We start from the raw sequence: 4,880 nt of genomic DNA on the forward strand, positions 1-4,880 counted from the left end.
GATCTCAGGGTGGTTCATTGCGCCGACCTCGCCTGCGCCTCCTCCACGCTGACGACCGTTCAGAGCCAGGGCAATGTCGGCCAATACAGTTCTGTGGTCATCGGCTCGGATGGGCTTCCTCTCATCAGTTACTATGGCGCAACGAATGGGGATCTGCGGGTAGCGCATTGTACCGATGCCGCTTGCACCACCGCGACCGCATTGACATTAGACCAGGGGGGTCACGTCGGTCAGTTTACCTCGATAACGATCGGGACCGATGGCCTGGGCCTCATCAGCTATTACGATGCCGCAAACGGCGATTTGAAAACGGCTCATTGTGACGATGTCGCGTGTGCCTCGGCTAAGATCACGACCCTGATCAATGAGGGTGACGTCGGTCGATTCACCGCGATCACTGTGGGCGCCGATGGACTGGCGCTCATCAGTTACTATGACGCCACGAACGGAGATCTGAAAGTCGCCCACTGCGTTGATGTTGCCTGTGGGTCCGCGAGAGAAAGCACGTTGGACAGTACGGGCAATGTCGGCCAGCATGGTTCTGTGACGATCGGGTCCGACGGATTGGCGCTGATCAGCTACTACGATGCCGAAAAGGGCGATCTGAAAGTGGCTCATTGCAGCGACCTTGAGTGCAGCTCTGCCAGGGTGAATATTCTTCAGAGCAAGGACGACGTCGGCCGATTCACTTCGATTGCCATCGGGCCGGACGGCCGCGGCCTGATCAGCTATTACGATGCGACGAACGGAGACTTACGAGTCGCTCACTGCGGCGATGTTGAGTGTCACTCGGCGACCCATACTGCCGTTCAAGGAGAGGACGACGTCGGTCAGTTCACGACCATTACCATCGGGGTGGACGGCCGCGCCTTGATCAGTTACTACGATGTGACGAATGGGGATTTGAAAGTGGCGCATTGCTCCAACAGTTTCTGCGTTCCCTATCACCGGCGTTGACAGGGATCCTTTCCAATCGACTCTGCTTGGGCGACGCTTCTGTCTATGACGAGCGAAGATTTCGGATCACCCCCAAAGTTGTGTCGATTTCCTGTCGGGAGTTGAGGAGGCTCGGTGCCAGCCTGGCATACTGAGTTGCGTAGGGTGTCACGCTGCCGACGATCTTACGCTGCCGCAGTGTGTCGACCACCGTACGAGGCTCCATGCCGGCCACTTCGAAGCAGACGATCCCGGCAGAAAGATCCTGTGATACCGGTGTGTGGAGGGTGACGTGGGACATGGCCGCCAAGCCTTGCTTCAGGTGCTGATTCAATTCATAGATACGCTGTGTCACCTTGGATTTTCCGATGGCCTGATGAAACCCGAAGGCTTCATCTAGCGCCCACCGATGTTCGAACGAATGGAACCCGCCGGGGGTCATATGGATCGAGGGAGGGAGATCACTCGCAGAACGGTTCTCCATCCACAAGTCATACGCTTGCGTATTGAAGGTTGGAATAATGGCCTGGGCGATCGGCCAGGCCTTCGGGTGGCCCCAAACAAGACCGGTTCCCCGCGGACCGAACATCCATTTGTGAGTTCCGGCGATCAGAAAGTCGCAACCCAAGTCGCGGAGACAGAAGTCCTCCACTCCCAGAGCATGTACCCCATCCACGCAGAAGATGACACGATCCTGCTCACTCCGTGAGCGATTGATGGATTGAATGGCCAGAGCCATCTCGCGGATTGGCAACTTAAGTCCCGTGCTGGAATGGACCCAGGTGACGGCCACAATGCGCGTGGCGGGAGTGACGCCTTTTCGTAGGGAATCGACGATCTCGTCGCGGGATACTGTTTTGAGTGAACGGTAGAGCGTGATCTGACGCACGGTGGCGCCGGTCCGTTCGGCCCGCAGACGCAGAGAAGTCTCCGTCGAATAATGGTCGTGGGTCGTCGTGAGGATTTCCTGTCCCGGGCGCAGTGCCAAGCCACCATAGAGCAATCCCAAACCCATGGTCGTGCTATCCGTCAACGCGATGTCCGTGGGGTCGGCGCAAAGATAGTCGGCCGCCGCCTGAAGGACCTTCGCTTCCTGTTTCTCTTCGTGCTCATGCCAATAGCCGATGGGATCGGCATCAAGACCGGCGCGATGTCGTTCGATCGCTTCACGCACCGGCGTGGGGTGAGACGCGAGAAAAAAAGCCGCGAGATGGATGAGCTGCCGAGACAGAGGAAACTGCGCCCGAAGATCATCCCAATTCCTGAACGTGTTCTTCGGCGACTGCTGATCGGCAAACGCGCGGTCATACGCACCTGCCAGAACCGCCGCGCTCAAGGCCAAACCCGTACGCGCAAGAAAGCCTCGACGTCCGATATCGTTCATAGGAACCTCCAGGTCTGAATTGACAACTTTACTCTACTGCTTGTCCGGAAGGCAGGCAAGGAGCGGCCGGACCTATTCCGGCGGACCAGGAGCCGGTCCGATAGTGCCGGTCGTTATGAGACGAAGAAGGCGCCGTCAGATGCGAGGCCGCAGACGGAGAAAAACCGGAGGCGTATTCGCTGCAAATATGTTGAGGATTTTTCCGCGCCGAGAACAATGCAGATGCCGGCGCATCGTTCGCCGCAGTAGAACGGTCAATGTCGGACAGGCTCCTAAAGGACAGCCGTCATCAAAGCAGACAATTCTGCTAGGACTGATAGGTTTCCATGGGAGGACAGCTGCAGACGAGGTGACGATCGCCGTAGGCCTCGTCGATACGGCTCACGCTCGGCCAAAACTTGCTATTCCTGAGCCAGGGAGCAGGAAACGCCGCTTGCTCCCGGCTATAGGGCCGGTTCCACTCGGTCGTCGTCACGATCGCGGCGGTATGAGGAGCATTCTTCAGCACATTGTTGGTTCGCGGTTGGCGCCCGTCAACGATCTCTTGTATCTCGGCGCGAATGAGAATGAGCGCTTCGCAGAAGCGATCGAGCTCACACTTCGATTCACTTTCCGTCGGTTCGATCATGAGCGTGCCCGGCACCGGGAATGACACGGTCGGCGCATGGAAGCCGTAGTCCATCAATCGCTTGGCGACATCCATTGCCTCGATACCGGCGCTTTCCTTGAATTCGCGCAGATCCAAGATGAACTCATGAGCCACCAGTCCGGAGTTCCCTGTGTACAAAATGGAGTAATGCTTTTCCAACCGCTTGGCCATGTAGTTGGCATTGAGGATGGCCACCTGTGTGGCTTTGGTCAATCCGTCACGACCCATTAAGGCAATGTACACCCATGAAATCGGAAGAATGCTCGGGCTGCCGAACGGGGCCGCCGAGACTGGACCGATGGCTTGAGGCGCGCCAAGCTTGACCACGGTATGCCCAGGAAGAAACGGCACGAGATGCCGTGCCACTCCGATCGGTCCCGCGCCGGGCCCTCCACCTCCATGCGGAATACAAAACGTCTTATGGAGGTTCAGATGGCAAACATCGGCCCCGAGGTCGCCCAAACGGCAAAGGCCCACCATGGCGTTCATATTGGCCCCATCGATATAGACTTGACCGCCATGGGTATGGATGATCTGGCAAATACGTCGCACGCTTGCCTCGAACACTCCGTGGGTCGACGGATAGGTGAGCATCAGGGCCGACAATCGTTCTCGATATTGAGCGGCCTTGGTTTCCAAGTCGGCGACATCCACGTTTCCGTTCGGATCGCACGCGACGACGACGACCTCCATGCCGGCCATGGCGGCGCTTGCGGGGTTCGTACCGTGGGCCGATACGGGGATCAGGCAGACGTCTCGGTGTGTTTCCCCCTTCGACCGGTGGTAGGCCCGGATGACCATCAGGCCCGCATATTCTCCCTGGGAACCCGCGTTCGGTTGAAGCGAGAAGGCCGAAAATCCGGCAATCTCGGCCAGCCACGATTCGAGCTGTTCGAACAAGGTCCGATAGCCGAGCGTTTGCTCGGCCGGCGCAAAGGGATGCAGCCGAGCGAACTCAGGCCACGTCACCGGCAGCATTTCAGAGGTGGCGTTAAGTTTCATCGTGCAGGAGCCCAAGGGAATCATCGAGTGGACGAGGGACAGGTCTTTGGTTTGCAATCTGTGAAGATAGCGGAGCATCTCGTGCTCGGAATGATAGCGATGGAAAACCTCTTGCGTCAGATACTTACTGGTCCTGGCCAAGGGAGACGAGTAACTGAGATCGACGGCCGCAATCAAATCGGAAAGCTGGAACGGCAAGTGATCACGACCGACAAAGATGTGCAGGAGGCGCCGTACTTCCTCCTCGGAGCTGACTTCGTCGAGCGAGACGCCGATCGAGCCGTCTTCATAGCGCCGGAAATTGATTCTTTGTGCATCCGCGCGCGCCGTAATCTGATCCGCTTGAGCCTTGGACAGTGGCACGCGTACCGTATCGAAGAAAACTTTTGGCAGGACGTCGAACCCAAGTCGCCTCAGCCCTTCGGCAAATACCAGCGTGAGCCCGTGTACACGTTCGGCGATCCGACGCAACCCCTCTGGACCGTGGTACACCGCATACATGGCGGCCATCACGGCCAGCAAGACCTGAGCCGTACAAATATTGCTGGTGGCCTTCTCCCGTCGAATGTGTTGCTCTCTAGTCTGAAGCGAGAGCCTGATGGCCGGTTTGCCGGTCACATCTTTTGAGATACCGACGAGACGACCGGGCACCTGCCGCTTGAACTCCTCTCTGGTGGCGAGAAACGCGGCATGGGGTCCACCGAAGCCGACCGGGACACCGAACCGTTGTGTCGAACCGACGGCGATATCGGCACCAAATTCCCCGGGCGAGCGGAGCAAGGTCAAGGCCAGAAGGTCGGTCGCGACCGCCACTCGAACGCCGGCCTCATGAGCCTGCGAGGTCAAGGTGCTGAAATCGCCCACATAGCCGTCCGTAGCCGGGTACTGCAACAGAATGCCGCACAGCTG

Annotated in this window: 2 protein-coding genes and 1 pseudogene; 1 reads left to right on the forward strand and 2 read right to left on the reverse strand. The window is 58.2% G+C overall.

The features are described from left to right. Positions 1-957 (forward strand): annotated as a pseudogene (locus tag ACOSYY_RS07235) (hypothetical protein); the annotation flags it as partial. 43 nt (positions 958-1,000) lie between these two features. Here the strand turns inward: ACOSYY_RS07235 and ACOSYY_RS07240 are convergent. Both ACOSYY_RS07240 and gcvP read right to left on the reverse strand, forming a co-directional pair. Beyond that, positions 1,001-2,320, reverse strand: coding sequence for an aminotransferase class V-fold PLP-dependent enzyme (locus ACOSYY_RS07240; RefSeq protein WP_421661595.1), 1,320 nt, complete (start codon positions 2,318-2,320; stop codon positions 1,001-1,003). A gap of 307 nt (positions 2,321-2,627) precedes the next feature. Beyond that, positions 2,628-4,880 (reverse strand): aminomethyl-transferring glycine dehydrogenase (gene gcvP / locus ACOSYY_RS07245; RefSeq protein ID WP_421661596.1); only part of this gene is annotated, 2,253 nt, incomplete at its 5' end.

This window comes from Nitrospira sp. BLG_2 (assembly GCF_049222245.1).